Source organism: Bacillus sp. SIMBA_008 (assembly GCF_046535495.1).
Classification (GTDB): domain Bacteria; phylum Bacillota; class Bacilli; order Bacillales; family Bacillaceae; genus Bacillus; species Bacillus subtilis.
This window is the reverse complement of sequence record NZ_JAWRWL010000123.1, coordinates 1-357: the sequence shown is the minus strand read 5'-3', so window position 1 is coordinate 357 and position 357 is coordinate 1. Positions and strand designations below refer to the sequence as shown.

Annotated in this window: 1 protein-coding gene; it reads left to right on the top strand. The window is 76.5% G+C overall.

The window, feature by feature from the left end; genetic code table 11:
• On the top strand, positions 1 to 357 hold a 357-nt coding region (locus tag SB658_RS22445), incomplete at both ends, for a tRNA threonylcarbamoyladenosine biosynthesis protein TsaB (RefSeq protein WP_410602425.1).

Sequence of the window (357 nt, the reverse complement as noted above, 5' to 3'; positions counted from 1 at the left end):
CTGCGCGCGCTGGCGCTGCGCGCGCCCGTGGGCGCCGAGCGCGTGCTGGCCTGCATCGATGCACGCATGGGCGAGGTCTATGCGGCCTGCTTCGCGCGCGACGGGGGCGCCTGGACCGCGCTGTCGAACGAAATGGTGCTCGCCCCGGAAGCCTTCGCGCTGCCCGACGACAGTGCCGGCTGGCAGGCGGTCGGGAGTGGCATGGCCGCCGCCGGGGAACTGCTGCAGCAGCGCCTGTCCGCGCAGCTGGCTGGCGTCGATGCGTCGGCGCTGCCGCATGCGGCCGATGTGCTGGCGCTGGCGCTGCCGGCGCTGGCGCGCGGCGAGGGCGTGGCCGCCGACCGGATCGAACCGGCC